The sequence below is a fragment of the Aeromonas sp. INTO2 genome (genome assembly GCF_049860605.1).
GTDB lineage: Bacteria > Pseudomonadota > Gammaproteobacteria > Enterobacterales > Aeromonadaceae > Aeromonas > Aeromonas caviae.
In genome coordinates this window covers 1,859,327-1,875,327 of sequence record NZ_CP187588.1, presented here as the reverse complement: position 1 = coordinate 1,875,327, position 16,001 = coordinate 1,859,327, and the positions used below count along the sequence as shown (strand labels likewise).

The following is a 16,001-nucleotide window of genomic DNA, read 5'->3' as shown; positions in this document are numbered from 1 at the left end:
TTTGGGGCAATTTGTGGACACTACATCATGCGGCAGGTAGCGGGTTTTCCAACGGGTTAAAGCGCACTGCATCGCTCAGATAGTCCGGTGCAAAGTGGGCATAGGTCATCGTCTGCTGGATGTTGTGGTGGCCCAGAATTTTTTGCAGCGCGAGGATGTTGCCCCCGGACATCATGAAGTGTGATGCAAAAGTGTGGCGGAACACATGCACCGCCTGCCCTGCTGGCAGATCCGGCGCCACGGTCTTGAGCACGTCACGCACCACCAGATAGTCAAGGTCACGGAACAGCGGGCCCCGGTTCACCCCGCTCGTTATCTCCTGGCACAGCTCGGCCGAGATCGGCACGGTGCGGTTCTTGCCATTCTTGGTGTTGATGTAGGTCACCCGGCTGGCCAGCACCTCCTCGCGGCGCAGATTGGCCGCCTCGCTCCAGCGCGCCCCCGTGGCCAGGCAGAGTTTGACCACCTTCAGGTTATCCCCCGAAAGCGCCGCCAGCACGTCGTTGATCTCGTCCTGGGTCAGGTAGCCCATCGACCGTTCGACCAGTTTGACCTTCTTCATCTCTTTGAGCGGGTGCTCATGGTGGTAATGACCGAGTTCGGTGAGCACCGAGAACACCCCGCCCAGCAAGTCCCCAACCACTGCATTCTCACTTTCACCACTCCTCCATCAAAACACTGTTATTTTATACAGCATTTGATGATGATTAGCAGTGTTTAGCTAAGGCGACTACATATATAGGAAAGCTCATGTACAGAACCTTAAGCGGCAAGCGAATTAATAATACCGTCTAACGTGTTGTTTTGCTTGGATTTTCTCTGCCTACTCTTTTTGCCGTTTTTGGATAAATACACCATTGCCCACTCCAACTTCTCTGTTATTTCCTGCCACGCACCATGGATGATGCTCGCCAATATCGGCATTAACCAAAGCGCGCTGTTTTTGGCAATCTTCAGCATCGATAACTCCGCGCTGCCAATCAGCGTCAGCGCCAGCCGACGTTTGACCAGCAAGGCCAGCAAACTAGCCCAGATCAAGCCTTCCGCTATCGCTTTTTGTCGTGTCGCGAACGCCTTCAACCGGTTATGTGATTTCAGCTCTTTGAACAACAGTTCGATCTGCCAACGGCAACGATACAATGCCATCACCTTCTCGGCTGGCCATCGCTCACGCGGAAGATTGGTCATCCATATACAGAACCGTTTTTCCTCTGCAAACCAACGTCTTATGAGTCGATATTTATACTTTCCCGAACTCACATCCAGATCCAGAACCTCGGCTCTGCAGCTTCTCCGATCGATATCCTTGAGCTTTTTTCCGAGTAACTTGGGCATTTCCCTGCCGTCCTGTCGGTAAGCTGCCTGTACTTTGGGATTGAGATTTTGACTCCCTCTGACCAGATAGCTTCCTTTGGCTTTGGTCACATCAGCAAAGTACTCGCGGCTGATGTAACCGGCATCCGCCAATAACAGTTTGTTATTTAACGAATTTGCGGCCGGAAGATGCTTGCGCTCCGATTCGGTATCCGCCGTGATACTCATCGATATCGGCGACTGGTCCAGCAAGGACATGGTCATATGACACTCTACCGCAGCGGGGCTGTGCTTATTGAATCGGCCCGGGAAATGTTCTGCCAATTGCGGATGTAACGCGAATGACGACCCGTCCTGCAGCAGTACCTGCTCAAAGCCTGCCAGTCCGTGGGCGTCCGGTAGACACTCCTTGAGGCGTAAGGCGATGGCTCGTTCAACCAGTGCGCGCATGAACAAGGGAAAACCCTGCTTGCGTAACTGGTTGTGAAAGGGTTTATACGCTATTTGGTCAGTATCATGGAGCTGCAACGCATTGAAATGGCGATGCAAACCAGCAATACCATCCACCTTGTCGCAACCAAGCCCTGAGAGCAGAGCCGGGAGTAGTCTCGCAGGCTGGATATCCCGGAGTCGCTGACAAAAACCGGTAAATTTACCGATCCGGTTGAGTTCAGAAGAGCTAAGAAGTTGCTTGAGGTACTGGGTTGCATTGATAATAGTCATGGCTTCGGGTGTGTCGGTTTTTTTTTGCGATTAAATCAGATCACAAACGAAGCCTTTTTTCTATCTATTTCAATTGGTTGTAGCTAAAGATCCTGTACATGTAGGAAAGCTGGCAATGGTGGGAATTGTCTAGTTCTGTGCGGAGACCCCATCAACACAACGCTACATAACATTTAACAAACATTAACAAAGACCCGAATATGAAGAACTACCACTTGGCAGCGAACCGGGAATTCAGATAATAAGTGCGACACTCATGGATGAATGGCGAGAGGTGGCCAACTGCTGATTGGTGGTACCCTTCTGCTCGCCAAAGTAAAAGCAGTATCACCATGAGCTATCAGCAGTCGACCGAGGGGCAACGATACCAGTTATCGGTGCTTCGCGCACAGGGGATGTCCATCCTTGCCACCGCACGCGCCATTGGCGTTCATCGCTCCACCCTCTACCGGGAGCTGCGTCGTAACGCCGGGCCGCAGGGCTACCAGCCAGACAATGCGCATCAGCACGCCACCCACCGACGGGCCAGTGCGGCCAAATCTCGGCTATCTGCCGATGTCATCCAGTTTGTCGAGCTGACACTCGCCTGGTGGTGGAGCCCGGAGCAGATAAGCGCGGTGGGCATGTAATGACCCACTGAAATCCTGCTCAGGTCATAATGAGTGGAGATCACAGACATGAGCATCACGATGGACGAAGAAATCAAACGTTGGACGGCCAAGCGCAAGTCCGCCTTGGTCATGGAAATCATTCAGGGCATTAGCATGGCCAGGGAAGGGCGCCGCATGAATGGGTGCCATCGGGCAGCGCTGCATCATACGTGAAGCCTACGCTCGCTCACAGCCTCCCAGCGCACGGCAGGGGGCCCACGGCGGCGTCTGCGCCACGGAATCCGCGCTCATCCGCTCCCGCCTGCGGGGTTCATCAAGAAAAATTTTTGCAAAAGTAGATTACCGCAAAACCATAGGGCCAGGCCTCGCCACATGGGGACGGTAGAGAAAACGGACAAAATCGTACGCTAAGCATGCGGCCTGTCAGGTTGAGGCCATAGAGTTTGACGTTTAGGCGTCAGATAATGCAGAAAGCGGCCCTAGTCTGACGCGATGCCAGTGAGCCGACTGACGCCCAGTTGAGGTATAGCCTAGATTGACATGCGCGATGCAACCCTTAACTTGCTTGCACCTATCGTTTCCATGCTAGCTTTATCGTAACGCTAAGGAAGCTCTGAAAAAGCCCATGTTTCGCGAAATCACCGCTCTGTAACCCGCATGGTTGCTGGGATGCATTTCTCGAGCGGGGGCTTTTTCAGACCTTCCTTAGCTTAGCGTACGATTTTTTCCGAATTCTGCGGTTCCCCCCACATCAAGGATCTGTGGCTTGGCGAGGATCTGAAAGGATCGAAAGAAATTGCAGGGCTTTACTGTTTCGAGGAGCTTTGGCTAACAATAATGAAAGCGTAACTAATTGAATACTTGGTGATTATAGAACTTTTCGTGGCAACCTGAATGATCGGGATGGATCGTGGACGCCGTGGGGGAATTGAGAGAACGCTTGGAATTTCAGGTGATTAATGGCTTGTAGGGGGAAAACGAAAACTGAAATTTTGACAGGGATATACGGTCTTGGTGTACCGACTAACCTGTTCTACGGAAAGCAGGCTTTCTATGAAATGTGTCCGGTCACGCAGGGAGTGGCTGATAACTGGACTCACTAAGGGGGCCGGACTTGCCTGCACGAAACTTCAAGCAGCTTCGCTAAACTGAACAGGTAGGGTGGATGTTCCTTCGTACATGGAACTATCTCCAGATCCTTGATGGTTCCAACATAGTAAAAGGGACTGATAGTTTCTGGTGATGCTATAGAAATAACCATGGGGCCTATATCGAGACCCACAAGTCTTGCAGCCCTATTAACGGCCTCTGCAATGAGGGCAGCGTTGAATGGGGCTCTACAACCATCACGTTTAATAACTACCGGTTTCACTTTGTTGTCACCTTCGGTCCTGTCAGCAATTATCTACCCAAGAAACAACACACTGCTGCTTCAGTATGAAGATCCCACCGGAGGAATCGGCGGTTCCCCCTTAGTAAACGTGAGTTAGTGGTAATTGAACTCGAATTCATGGAAATGGCTCATATGAACCTCCCTTTTAAGAAAACTATGCATTCTTCTTGAAGTCAGTTGAAATCAAACAATCAGTTTGCTCTAGGGAAAGTGCGAACAAGTATCCCACGGACAAAAAATGAAAATTTTAGTCATTTAATATCAATGTGTTACCAGTAAATGCTCTCGTGCCATATGACTTATTCGCACCTTCCCTAGGTCACCTGTGAACAAGCCCCAAGTGTAACTATTACTTGGGGCTGGGGAGGTTACGGCTTGATACCAGTCTATAATAGATAACCAGAAGTCATAACCCCCCAATCAGCCCAGCTAAGATCACCCTCCCAAATTAAATCAGGATTTTCCTGTGGCTTTTCATTTGAGGTACCATACTCCTTAATAGGAGCAGACCAACATGAACTTGTAGAACTCCAGCCATTTAAAATCTTATCACTTTCATAGCCGCTTCCATATCGTGCCAACCTACTGTGACCAGGCTTAGTTGCAGAGATTGTGAATCTGTAATATCTAAGGGGAATAGGGAAGCGATTTGTAACCGTAACAAGTAATGGATGTTCTTTATAGCAACCAGAGTCTGCTGCATACACAACATCAACCCCTACACCAACCATTGTTTGAAGTACCACTATCCAACCAACTACTCCACTTATAATTATCACAGAACTAGCAACTATCCGTGCAACTATCTTATTCATAATCTTTATTCCTTGATAAACTAGATTGCCACTACCATTACTGGACAAGGCAACCACACTAGTGTGACTTTTACCATGTCGCTGATTGGTCTATCGCCTTGTAGATACAATCCAATTTTTCTAACTCCCTCTTCATCTCAAATCGTTTTCTAATAATTAAATTTCTCCCAATTGAACGGAATGCATTGTGACCAAGTTCAGTGGCCTCATACTTGGAACCATACGCTTTTACAAAGCCATGTTCTTCAAGAGCCTCTATTCCTGAATCTACTTCTGTTGATTTTAAGCTAGTCTTGCTGGCCAAGACACACACATCCATTGGGCCGATAACCGATAATTTAGACAACAAAAAAATTGCGTGCTTAGGCATTTCATCTAAGCCTGTAAACCTAATTGCCAAGTGATTTATCTCTTCGCTAAACCATCTATTGGGCTCTAGCAAAAAATCCCAAAAGCAAACTTCATCAGCCACCTTACACATTAAATCAGACATTTATAACCACCTGCAAAAAATGAGTGTACTCATGTGTTAAATAACATTGTGACACAATAACAATACTATTTAGGCCAGGAGCGCTCAAAATACTGCGTGGCCAGCGCTTGCGCCTCCACAAGCTGCGCTGGGGTTAACCGCGTTGCCAGGATGTCGCGGTTCGTTACTGCATCAGCATATCCATTTGCAGCCGCTACCGAAAACAACGCATACGCCTGCTGGTAGTCTTGTGGCACACCTTGACCCTTAGCGTAGAACACCCCAAGGTTATGTTGAGCGGTAGCGTGCCCCTGCTCGGCTGCTTTGCGAAACCAAGCGAACGCCTGCTTAAAGTCCTGTGGCCAACCTTCGCCGTTGTAATGCATCAAACCCAGCTTAAATTGCGCTTGGGCATCACCCTGTTCAGCCTGCATGGCATCGCCAAAAGTCACCTCCGCCTTGGCAGGCTCTGGGAAAAAAACGCTCACTAGCAACACCGCCAACAATGGCGGCAACATCATTTTTTTCATCTCTGCCCCCCCTTGCTCTGCCACCTTGAGATACCAGGTCACCGCCTTGGCCATAGGCTTAAAACCTCAAGATGGGTATCACCATCAGTGCCGCCATTATTGCCCAAATAGCATTGGACCTGAGCGTGTCTTTTGGCGAAACCCTCGACGCGATCACCAAATTGCCGTTCACGTCGGCATCATGGGCCGAACACCAGCCAAAGGCAGTGCGCCTAACGCATTTTATGTTCAATTGGGACAACATCCATCACAACTAGCAGAAACACTTGAGCAACCGCAACATACGCGAGTCGAACAAGGGGCTATATGAGCAAGAGCTCATAGCCCTGCTCCTCAACCTCTTGATAGAACCATGACTGGAGAGCCTGAATTTCATCATTCGTTCGTTCTGCAGGAACGCGAGCGAGAAGATAGGCCATCCAGAGATCTTCAACCGAGGGTTTAGAGCCCCATTCCTTGGTCTGAACCACTAAAGAACCGATATCATGGATTCGGTTTGGCAGGCAAAAGCCATCTTGTTCCTTCACTCTCTCACCTCTTTGAGTGGCAACAGCCAACCTTCTTCCTTCAGCTGATCCGCCTGTCCGTTTACATCAACGATGCTTCCATCAGTGGATTTGACCCCATAGATCCAGACACTTTTTCCCGCTTAGGGTTGTGATACCCGACTGCGCAGAAATTCCCGAGGTGAACGGTATCCCAAGGCGCTGTGCGGGTGGTGTTCGTTATAATGCTCAAACGCGATGGCCAAATTGCCTACCGCTGTTCGGCTATCTGGTTTCGGCATCATCTCGATATAGTCTCGCTTCATCGTCTTCACGAAGCTCTCCGCTATACCGTTGCTCTGTGGGCTTCTCACCGCCGTCGTTCTGGGCTCCAACCCGATTTCTCGTGCAAACGCGCGGGTCTCATGGGCTCGATACGCCGAGCCATTATCAGTCAGCCACTCCACCGGTGATGCCGGCAACGCATCCCCGAAGCGTCGTTCGACAGATCTCAGCATGACATCTTGCACCGTGTCACTGTCGTAACCCCCGGTGCTGGCAGCCCAGTCCAACGCCTCCCTATCGCAGCAGTCCATGGCGAACGTGACTCGTAGTTTTTCACCGTTATCGCAGCGAAACTCGAAGCCATCCGAGCACCAACGTCGATTGCTCTCTTTGACGGCAACACGCCCCTTATGTGCCTGCTGGGCCAATGGTGCAGCCGGTTTTCTTTCCAGCAGCAGGCCATGCTCTCTCATGACGCGATATACCCGTTTGGCGTTTACTACAGGCTGTCTTGTTGCCTCTGACTGACGCCGTAACAGCGCCCAGACCCGGCGATAGCCATAGGAGGGAAGTTCTGCCATCGCCTCCATGATACGGCCAAGTAAGGCTGCATCATCACGCTGGCGATGATGACGACCATCTTGCCAACCTGGTTTGCGATGAACACGAACGGATAGCTGCGCACGCGATACATTAAGGGCCTGGCTCACAGCACTTAATCGTCGTCCCCCGGCAACAAGGGCGCATGCGCAATCCATTTTTTTGCTCGACCATACTCCACGGCTTCTTTGAGGATCTCGTTCTCCATGGTCTTCTTCCCGAGCAGACGCTGGAGCTCTCGGATCTGCTTGATGGCAGCAGCCAACTCGGAGGCTGGAACAACATCCTCACCGGCGGTGATCGCCGTGAGAGAGCCTTCCTGGAATTGTTTACGCCATTTGAAAAGCTGGTTGGCGTTGACGTCGTGCAAGCGAGCGACATGAGATACGGTCATTCCGGGCTCAAAGGTCTGCTGCACGATGGAGATCTTTTCCTGCGGAGTCCGGCGTCGACGGCGCTCAGCCCCTGTTAACACTTCGACCATTTTCTCGTTGCGACTAGTACTGAACATAGTTCCAAGACTACCTCTTAAATTAAGAGGGGCGAAGTGTCTGGATCTTCAAGGGGCCAATCTAATCAGCCCCTATCACTCGGTTGGTCCAAGTAGCATGGTGAGCATCTGCTGCCACGGCAGCCTTGAGCATGGAGGCAATAGCTTGAGTACCATTGTCATGACCATAAAAATGCCGCGAAAGCGCCTTATAGCTGGTCACGCTGCCTGCTGGCACCACCACCTTGAGGTGGGCCAACAGATCATTCCAGTTCACACTGCTCATAGCTTCCCTTGCAATGGCTTACCGAACCCCTTGAACAGCAGGTCCAAGATCAAACCCTGGATGATATTGGCCGCCTCGGGTCGAGAGAGGTAGTCCAGCGACATGCCGTTCTGGATATCCATCCGCTCGATCACGGCCGCATCAACCGCCTTGGGATAGTCACCCAGCATGATGGCGTCGCGGGGGTTATTTCGCACCTGATCCATCAAGGGCTGGTTTTCCGCAATCTTGCTGGCCATCCCCTGCAGCCAATCCAGCTTGTCCCCATCAGTCACCTCTGTACCGAACAGATCGTTCAATTGCTCCAAGATGTGAGAGAGGAAGTCTTTCTTCTCTTCTTTTGCTTTGGCACTGCCGAGCGCCGAGATGCCCTGCAAACCATTGCCGCTTGCATCAGCTTTGAGCTTGAGATCCTGAGTTCGCTTGGCCTTGAGGTTGTAATGGCTCAGCAACACTTGAGAGAGATCAATCTCGTCCTCCTCCAGCACCTCCTGACGCAACATCGGCAGCAGGTGGCGGGCGAACACGCAGAGCCGCTCCAATGATTCGTCATCAAAGGCGGTGATCTGGGAGACAAACTCATAGAACCGCACATAGCTGTTGAGATCTTTCTTGAAGAGATCCAGCTCGCCCCTGGCTTCGGTCGCTTCTTTGACCCGCCGTTCGGCATTTACCTTGTCAGTCGCAGACCCGCCTTCACGCTCGATGCGTTTGAGCATCTGGCGACACTCCCGCACAGCTTCACTCGCCAGCTTGTAACGTTTGGTGAACCGCTCGACAGCCGGTTTGATATAACCGGGCAAGGCTTCGGCCCCACGCTTGGGATCGAAATAGGCATCACTAAACGCCTCCACCTCGCTCCAGGTAAAGATGCCCGTCGCTTTCAGCTTGTGGAACAGGTCATAGACCAGATTGGGATCGGAGACGGTATCGAGGGGGCGTTGTTGATCAAATCCGTCGCTGGATGGCCGTTCCCCAACCCGTTGATACCACTCAATTCACTGGCTGGCGAACAGGCATACCAAGCCCTGTCAGCTTGTTCATCACCTTCACGCCAGCCAGGATTTCGCCCACCTGGGCGTTGTAGTTCCGCAGGCTCAGCGTTGGCCCGATGAGTTGCTTGAACCGGTACATGGCGGTCTCGGCTATCGAGCGCTGGTGATAGCCGGAGTCTTTCTTCCATTGCTTCAGTTCACCGGCCTTGAGCGCCGTCACCGCCTCGTTGCGGGGATGGCCTTCCTCCCACGGTGCCGCATTTTTTCTCGGCGGTATGGTGGCTTTCGCCCCCTTCTTCTTCAGTAGCGCATGACAGGCCTTGGTGTCATACGCACCATCGGCGCTGACCTGTTTTATCTTGCGTCGTAAGGGGTTGAGCAACGTCGGTAACACCTCGTTATCCGCCACCGTCTCCAGGCTGACTTCGGCAGCGATGACCGCATGGGTTGTGGCATCCACCGCCAAGTGGAGCTTGCGCCACACTCGTCGCTTCTCCTTGCCGTGTTTGCGAATTTTCCATTCGCCTTCGCCATAGACCTTGAGGCCGGTGGCATCAATGACCAAGTGAGCCACCGGGCCTTGGCTGGGGACGCGGTACTTGATGTCGACGGTCTTGGCGCGCTTGCTGATACAGCTATAGTCCGGCGACTGCAAAGGCACCGCCATCAGTTGGAACAACGAGTTAATGAAGCCTTCTAGCGCCCGCAGCGGCAACTTGAACAAGCCTTTTAGCATCAGGGCCGTCTCAATGGCGGTGTCACTGTAGTGGAAACCTCTCCCTCGGCGGCCATGGTGGACCAGGCAATGCCACTGCTTAATGGCTTGTTCGTCCATCCAGATGGTCAACGAACCGCGTTGCACCAAGGCTTGGTTGTACTGCTGCCAGTTGCTGATCTTGTGCTTGGACTTGCCCATCTGATGCTCTCGGAGACTGCGCTACAGGATCAGATCACCGAGATGTCAGATAGTTCCCCGATTTGAGCAACAAGGCCTATCGAGGGTGGCTGTCTCAAAATATTTTTGGAACTCCTCCAGCACATCCTGCGGATCATTCACAAAATCGAGCACAAAGGTGCTCTCCTTGCCTAGATAGGTGCGGTTGAGGCGAGAAAGGGTCTGGATGCAATCCACTCCTGTCAGCTTCTTGTCCACATACATGGCACACAGCTTGGGCTGATCGAAACCGGTCTGAAACTTGTTGGCCACCAGCATCACCTGATAGTCCTGGGTATCGAATGCCTTACGCATGTCCCGCCCATTAAGCTCGGGGTTCATGTTCCGCTCGTTAAAGCTCTGCCCTTCCTCTTCGATGTCGCCAGAGAACGCCACCATGGCACGAATAGCACCATAGCCTTGCTCTGTTACATACTTATCGAACGCCAGCTTGTAGCGAACAGCCTCCAGCCGGCTCGACGTCACAACCATTGCCTTGGCCTGCCCTCCCAGGAGATTGGCCACGTTGGTGCGGAAATGCTCAACGATGATCGCCACTTTCTGGCCGATATTGTGCGGGTGTAGCCGCACCCACTTGGAAAGCCTGATGCGAGCCTTCTTGGCATCCACTTCCTTATCAGCCTCTTCTGCCTTCATGGCGAGTTTGTAGGCAAGCGAATAGTTGGTGTAGTTCTTCAGCACGTCGAGGATAAAACCCTCCTCGATCGCCTGACGCATGGAGTAAACATGAAATGGCTTGGGCTTGTTATCCGGGCCAAGCGGCATCGCCGGGTTCGCTGGGCGGCCAAACAGCTCCAGCGTTTTACCCTTCGGGGTTGCCGTAAAGGCGAAATAGCTGATGTTCTGGCTGCCGCCACGAGCGGCCAGCGTCATGTTCATCACATCTTCGCCGCTGAGTTCCTCTTCCCCATCTAACTGCTCGGCCATCAAGACTTCACGCAACTGACGAGCCGTGCTGCCGGTCTGGCTTGAATGCGCCTCATCGGCAACCACCGCAAAGCGAGAGCCTTTCAGTGTGGTCGATTCCTGAATGGCCTTGAGTACGTGCGGGAAGGTTTGAATGGTGACGATGATGATGGGCGTGCCACTAGCCAGTGCCTCGGTCAGTTGTGCCGACTTGGAGCCATCTCCCTCTTCCCGGTTGATGCGACTCACCACCCCATCAGCATGGTCAAACTGGGCGATAGTCTCTTGCAACTGGCTGTCGAGCACCGTTCTATCGGTAATCACGATCACCGAATTGAACAACTTCTCCCCTTTATCCAGGTAGAACGAGGCCAGCTGATGGGTCAGCCAGGCAATCGAGTTGGATTTGCCAGACCCTGCCGAGTGCTGGATCAGGTACTTCTGACCAGCCCCCTCCTGTCCCACCGTGGCCAACAAATTCTGAACCACTTTCCACTGGTGATAGCGAGGAAAGATCATCGTCTCTTTCTTCTTCTGCCGCCCCAGCTCATCCTCTTCCACCTTGACCTCAAGGTGCAGATAGCGACTCAGTATCCGCAGGAAGTTATCCGGTTGCAGGATCTCTTGCCACAGATAACCGGTAGCAATGCCCTCCTCACCATTCACTGGCAAGGGCTGATCATTGCCCGCCCCACCCTCACGGGTGCCCTTGTTGAATGGCAGGAAGAAAGTCGAGTCACCCGCCAGTTTAGTGGTCATCGCCACCTCGAACTGATTCACTGCAAAGTGCACCAGCGCCCCGCGGCGAAAACTCAGTAGTGGCTCATCACGCCCATTGGTCTTGGGCAGACGATCTTCCCGATACTGTTTCTTGGCATTCTCCAGCGACTGCTTGAAGCAAGATTTGAGCTCCAGTGTTGCCACCGGGATGCCGTTCAAAAAGAGGGTCAGATCGATACGGCCATCATAGCCATGGGGGCTATAAACCAACTCGGGCACCACCCGCAGCCGGTTGGCTTGATAGCGAGCCAGCAGTTCTGGATTCAAGTCATGATCAGGCTTGAAGCTGGCGACCTTGAGTCGATGGCCGCGATCTTCAATCTGGTTACGCAGCAACCACAGGGTTCCCCCTTCACTGCGTTTCAACTGACGTACCGCACCATCCAGCAGGTGGCGTTCCGGCTGCTCGCCGTAGGTCTTGCAGAATTTCTGCCACCCATCAGGCTGGCTATCTTGCACAAAGGCGATCAAGTCTTCCGGATAGAGTGCTCGCTCTTTGTCGTAGTGAGACGACTCACCCACCAGCCAGCCCGAAGCAGCCAGCTGCTCGATAATATGGTCTTGAAACGCCTTTTCCCGTGCTTTGTTATCCATTGTTATTCCAGTCATAAATAAAGATGGTCAACCAATATCGCTTAATCGTTCCTTCCCCAAGCGTCGTATTCCATGTTTGACAAACCATAAGTGCCGTGCCGAATTTTGGCTTGTGGTTTACCAAATCGGCCGATCTCTTCCGGTACAGCGGTACGTGCCAAATAGGCTGCAATATCGGGATCGTGACAGGTATTTGGTAACTTCACGCCTGATGCACCCACAGGTCTTTTCGGGCAGCGTTGTTCCAGATGCTGTTTGTATTTCTTTTTACCAACGCTGACTTTGCAGTAAGGACAGATACATTGGCCCGGTGCAGCCTGAAACAACGAAGGGGCTGCCCCCTCTTTCTGACTTTGGGTTGCGATAGAGGGATGCATCTTTTTGATATGTTTGTTGAGGTTCTTTTTGCCGACCTCAGTGTTGCAGTGCGGGCAAAGCATTCGGTCATTCGCAATAGGTGCCAAACTCTTGCTTTTTCTCGCTGCTGCTTTCGCCTTTTGGCTCTTTTCGCACTCCACTAAATAGCTGATCCTAATTTCGCTCCAGTTGCATAAGCCCATGTCCATTACCGGGGAACGGGGCGGCATGATCCAGGAAGTAGAACACGCGACGTAATAACTCACCCAATGTGCGGCATTGGTGGTTCCGGGTGATCGTTTCATGGAGGGCATGCCACAGCCGCTCAATCTGGTTCACCCATGGCGAATACACCGGCTGAAAAAGCACGATGAACTTCGGATTTTTTGCCAGCCATCGCTGTGCTTTTTTGCTCTTGTGGATGATGTAGTTATCCAGGATCAGCGTGATGCTCTTGGCGCGCCGATAAGTCCGCTTTAGTGTTTGGAGCAGTGACAAGAACAAGTCCGTGTCTTTGCTATCGCTCGCCACATAGGTCACGTTACCTGTTCCGGCATGCAGGGCGCCAGCGAGGTAATGTTTGCGATTCTGGCCCGGAGTTGCCACTTTCTTCTGCTTCCCTCGCATCATCCAGTCCGCCCCCAGCTTGGGATTTAGGTGGATATCCACCTCATCTTCATAGAACACGGGATGGTCCGCACTGCAGCGTCCCAAGGCCTCATTGATAGCGGCCATTTTCCGCTCTTTATGGGGATCGCGGATGTGCAAAGTGGGCGCGGCCCGGCGCCAGACAATCCCTAGCCTGGGCAGCCATCGCCGTATTGTTGAAGCATGCAATGTCAGGCGCCAACTCCGTTTGAGTTCAAGCGCCATCAGTTCGGTACTCCAACGCGAGCGCTGATATCCGAGCTCCTGTGGAGACAACTGGATCAACAGCTGTAATAGACCCGAGATGTGAGCAAATGGCAGCACCGGCTTGCGCCCCCGAGGCTCGCTTTCAAGCCCCTCCAGACCGTACAAGGTGTACCAGTTCACCCAGCGATTGATCGATGACCGGGCGGCGGCTGTGAGCCGAGAAACAGCCGAGACACTGTGCCCGTCAGCAAGGAGCAAGATGGCGTTGAGCCTCCGGCAGAGATCTTTATCTTTGGTCCGGTGCATCTTGTTGATGATCCGGCGTCGCTCATCATGGTCGGGGAGTGTTAGTATCATTTCGGGCTCGGCTCGTTTGTCGTTTGATTGGTTTGGCGATTAATCAGATCGCACAAACGACGCCGAGTTCCCTTCTTTCCCGGATAAGTGATCTACATTTCGGAACGGTTATTTAGATGCTGCACTAACTGGGCGGGATCTACCGGTCTTTGGCAAAACTTACACTTTTCCGGAATAAACGCAGCAGAGCTAATGCTGGGCTTCATCGGCCCTAATCGGGGGACAAACGTCCGCGGCTCACGAGTGGTGAGTGGTATTGGTTCGCTATGACTGGGAGAAAGCTCTCGACGAGCGGCTTTCCAATTGTGTTTGGTCACCAAGTGGACAAACAGCTCATCCTCACGAACTACCTGTTGGCATTGATTGCAAACCAGCTCCCGTATCATCGCATCCCTCTCTACTCAACTAATCAACTCGTATGCCCATCACGGCAACGTCTCAATCGCCTTGTCCATGGTCTCTTTCAGCAGGGGCCAGTCGTGTGACCAGAAATGCTGTAGCTTCTTGTCGATCTGTTTTTTGCACGCCTCTTCGTCAGGCTCATCGACAGTGTGTTTTTTATCGAGCAGACGCAGTGAGTAGACCTGGCTCCATTGCGGGCTTTGTCGCAGTTTACGTGTCGACAGCGCTGCAACACCACTTTGCTCCACACGGCTAAACAGATGGTCACGCAATGAGGCATCACTGCTAGGGCCAATTATCAGTTTCAGTTCCAGCTTGTCTGTATTGCTTTGGATTTCAAACAGAACAACACGGCCACTTTTGGTCCAGTTTGAAGAACGCATCCCCTTCCCGTCATCCCACGGTAAATGGGCGTAGCGAACCATTGTTCTTGTCTCACTATCGCTCTCCCAACCGTGCTGCTCTGCGACAAGAGCGATAACATCTTTCGCCCAATCCCGGCGCTCGGTTCGGCCATCGCCATCAGCAGGTCTGTGCTCAAAAATCAGATCCAGGGCTTTCTGGTGCTTCTTGTAAATGCGGCGGCAGAGCTCCGCAATCTCGGTATCTTCCATAAAATATCGCTTGAATAGGGTGATGTAGTGCTCGATGCCGATAAGGGCTGATGGCGGGATCTGGTGGCCATAATCAGTGACCAGTTCGCTCAGGCATTCAATGACCTGGGCATAGCTCAGGTTTAACCAGCCATCGCGACTGGCCTCGCTGCCATCGAGGGTCAAGAAGACAAAGACTTTGCGATACTCGGGGTAGCGGCGATGTACGGCCTGCTCATACCGTTCCAGCTGATTGCCATGCTCACCGGCATCAATCTTGTTCTCGATAACAAAAACCTGACGGTTTTGCTCGCTCACCAGCAGTAGATCAATACGATCTTGCTCGCGAAATACCTGCAGATCGTCGTAATCGCACAGATCGATATCGAGCAGAGAGACTTCGCCACTACGCCGATCCGGCAAGTCATAGAGCATCCTTGAAAGCAGCGACTCAAAGAAGCGAGAGCCCAAGCCATGGGGCTCACGTGGATTGAAGAGGGTGCCGAGAAAATGGGAGTGGCGGATCTCCTGACGCACCATCCCCATCGCTTCAAACAGATTGAACTCGGAGACCATGCCCCCCAGCTTATCGAGCTCCTTGCTATCGAAAATCAACTCGGTCAGCCAGCGGTACTGTTCGTCATTGCTGGTTGAAGCAATCGCATCAGTCGCCTCGGTTTGCGGCATTAAACTCATGCGGCGGCTTCTTCTGCTGGCGGCGTCCAGCCCCGCAGATCGATCTTGCCGGTCACAGCAGCAGAAATCAGGGCTGTACGGCGCTCATTCATCAGATTTATTGATTGAATTGCTTTTTTCTCAAGAGTATCCAGTCGACTTAAACACTTTGAAATAAATGACGAGATTGCATTTTGCTCATCTACTGGAGGAATAGGGACTACCATCGAACGTAAGTCTTTATAATATATTGCAGCTACACTCGTTGTTCCCTTCGCAAGAAGGGCAAGCCATCCTAATGCACCAGAGGAATTAAATACAAACCCCATGAAATCTGGACTAGAGACAAAATCTTTTTTAAATCTCACTCTCAACAAATTTGAATTATACAGGGAAAGTGCGAACAAGTATCCCACGAACAAAAAATGAAAATTTTAGTCATTTAATATCAATGGGTTACCATTAAATGCTCTCGTGCCATATGACTTATTCGCACCTTCCCTAGCATTCAGAGATAGGTTGTTTCCT

Annotated in this window: 16 protein-coding genes and 2 pseudogenes; 2 read left to right on the top strand and 16 right to left on the bottom strand. The window is 52.0% G+C overall.

Annotated elements, in window-relative coordinates; translation table 11 throughout:
• Positions 1-25 precede the first annotated feature (25 nt).
• Together ACPW74_RS08960 and ACPW74_RS08955 are read right to left on the bottom strand one after the other, a co-directional pair.
• Positions 26-643 carry a tyrosine-type recombinase/integrase gene (locus tag ACPW74_RS08960; RefSeq protein ID WP_227262765.1) on the bottom strand — a complete coding sequence of 206 codons (618 nt, stop codon included), beginning with the start codon at positions 641-643 and terminating at the stop codon, positions 26-28.
• Between the two features lie 119 nt (positions 644-762).
• Positions 763-2,037, bottom strand: coding sequence for an IS4-like element ISApu2 family transposase (locus tag ACPW74_RS08955; protein WP_011191341.1), 1,275 nt, complete (start codon positions 2,035-2,037; stop codon positions 763-765).
• A 332-nt stretch (positions 2,038-2,369) separates the two neighbouring features.
• Here ACPW74_RS08955 and ACPW74_RS08950 point away from each other — a divergent pair.
• A pseudogene (locus ACPW74_RS08950) lies at positions 2,370-2,660 on the top strand (transposase); the annotation flags it as partial.
• Positions 2,661-2,714: 54 nt separating this feature from the next.
• Positions 2,715-2,861 carry a hypothetical protein gene (locus ACPW74_RS08945; RefSeq protein ID WP_199770475.1) on the top strand — a complete coding sequence of 49 codons (147 nt, stop codon included), beginning with the start codon at positions 2,715-2,717 and terminating at the stop codon, positions 2,859-2,861.
• 1,066 nt (positions 2,862-3,927) lie between these two features.
• Here the strand turns inward: ACPW74_RS08945 and ACPW74_RS08940 are convergent.
• The 14 genes and pseudogenes from ACPW74_RS08940 to ACPW74_RS08875 all read right to left on the bottom strand — a co-directional run.
• Positions 3,928-4,020, bottom strand: a pseudogene (locus tag ACPW74_RS08940) (ATP cone domain-containing protein); the annotation flags it as partial.
• Positions 4,021-4,427: 407 nt separating this feature from the next.
• Positions 4,428-4,856, bottom strand: a complete 429-nt coding sequence (locus ACPW74_RS08935; protein WP_202007538.1) for a hypothetical protein — start codon at positions 4,854-4,856, stop codon at positions 4,428-4,430.
• Positions 4,857-4,926: 70 nt separating this feature from the next.
• Positions 4,927-5,349, bottom strand: coding sequence for a hypothetical protein (locus tag ACPW74_RS08930; protein ID WP_202007536.1), 423 nt, complete (start codon positions 5,347-5,349; stop codon positions 4,927-4,929).
• Positions 5,350-5,414: 65 nt separating this feature from the next.
• A complete protein-coding gene (locus ACPW74_RS08925) occupies positions 5,415-5,912 on the bottom strand; it encodes a tetratricopeptide repeat protein (RefSeq protein ID WP_280094287.1) in 498 nt (165 codons plus the stop codon).
• Positions 5,913-6,160: 248 nt separating this feature from the next.
• Positions 6,161-6,385: a hypothetical protein gene (locus tag ACPW74_RS08920; RefSeq protein ID WP_202007534.1), complete on the bottom strand. Its 225-nt coding sequence runs from the start codon at positions 6,383-6,385 to the stop codon at positions 6,161-6,163.
• Positions 6,386-6,507: 122 nt separating this feature from the next.
• Positions 6,508-7,712, bottom strand: a protein-coding gene (locus ACPW74_RS08915; RefSeq protein WP_117027705.1) for an IS3 family transposase whose coding sequence is annotated in 2 segments (ribosomal slippage) — positions 6,508-7,394 and positions 7,394-7,712 — 1,206 coding nt in all. Because the reading frame shifts where the segments join, the coding sequence is not laid out codon by codon here.
• An 88-nt stretch (positions 7,713-7,800) separates the two neighbouring features.
• The gene (locus ACPW74_RS08910; RefSeq protein WP_425858983.1) at positions 7,801-8,004 is read right to left on the bottom strand and encodes a hypothetical protein; all 204 of its coding nucleotides are present in this window, start codon (positions 8,002-8,004) and stop codon (positions 7,801-7,803) included.
• The gene (locus tag ACPW74_RS08905) at positions 8,001-8,858 is read right to left on the bottom strand and encodes a hypothetical protein (RefSeq protein ID WP_425858982.1); all 858 of its coding nucleotides are present in this window, start codon (positions 8,856-8,858) and stop codon (positions 8,001-8,003) included. The genes ACPW74_RS08910 and ACPW74_RS08905 overlap by 4 nt, the downstream gene beginning before the upstream one ends.
• Positions 8,859-8,997: 139 nt before the next feature.
• Positions 8,998-9,915, bottom strand: a complete 918-nt coding sequence (locus ACPW74_RS08900) for an IS5 family transposase (RefSeq protein ID WP_336580497.1) — start codon at positions 9,913-9,915, stop codon at positions 8,998-9,000.
• Between the two features lie 45 nt (positions 9,916-9,960).
• Positions 9,961-12,234 carry a type I restriction endonuclease subunit R gene (locus tag ACPW74_RS08895; protein WP_425858980.1) on the bottom strand — a complete coding sequence of 758 codons (2,274 nt, stop codon included), beginning with the start codon at positions 12,232-12,234 and terminating at the stop codon, positions 9,961-9,963.
• Between the two features lie 41 nt (positions 12,235-12,275).
• Positions 12,276-12,794, bottom strand: coding sequence for a hypothetical protein (locus tag ACPW74_RS08890; protein WP_425858979.1), 519 nt, complete (start codon positions 12,792-12,794; stop codon positions 12,276-12,278).
• Positions 12,766-13,803, bottom strand: coding sequence for an IS630-like element ISAeme16 family transposase (locus tag ACPW74_RS08885; protein WP_041206064.1), 1,038 nt, complete (start codon positions 13,801-13,803; stop codon positions 12,766-12,768). The genes ACPW74_RS08890 and ACPW74_RS08885 overlap by 29 nt, the downstream gene beginning before the upstream one ends.
• Positions 13,804-14,228: 425 nt before the next feature.
• The gene (locus ACPW74_RS08880) at positions 14,229-15,494 is read right to left on the bottom strand and encodes a PD-(D/E)XK nuclease family protein (protein ID WP_202007528.1); all 1,266 of its coding nucleotides are present in this window, start codon (positions 15,492-15,494) and stop codon (positions 14,229-14,231) included.
• A complete protein-coding gene (locus tag ACPW74_RS08875) occupies positions 15,491-15,880 on the bottom strand; it encodes a hypothetical protein (protein ID WP_425858977.1) in 390 nt (129 codons plus the stop codon). Before ACPW74_RS08875 ends, ACPW74_RS08880 begins: the two co-directional genes overlap by 4 nt.
• Between the last annotated feature and the right edge of the window lie 121 nt (positions 15,881-16,001).